We start from the raw sequence: 213 nt of genomic DNA, 5'->3' as shown, positions 1-213 counted from the left end.
TACTGTTGTTCCACTTATGTTCACATTTCCACTACTTACTGAACCATTGCTTTTCACATTATCCTGAACGTTTACTTCTCGTTGTACTGTTGTTCCACTTATATTCACATTTCCACTACTTACTGGACCGTTATTCCTTACATTATCTTGAACGTTTATTTCTCGTTGTACTGTACCCGATTCAGGTTTTATACTATTTTGCAAAGTAGCAGA

1 protein-coding gene is annotated in these 213 nt (G+C 35.7%); it reads right to left on the bottom strand.

All coding sequences use genetic code 11. The annotated features are described in order from the left end of the window. Positions 1–213 (bottom strand): hypothetical protein (locus MR058_RS23205; protein ID WP_242145957.1); only part of this gene is annotated, 213 nt, incomplete at both ends.

Origin of the sequence: Bacillus cereus group sp. BfR-BA-01430 (assembly GCF_022663115.1) — a bacterium.
GTDB classification, from domain to species: Bacteria; Bacillota; Bacilli; order Bacillales; family Bacillaceae_G; genus Bacillus_A; species Bacillus_A cereus_BD.
The sequence above is the reverse complement of the archived record's forward strand: the minus strand, read 5'-3'. Positions and strand labels throughout refer to the sequence as shown.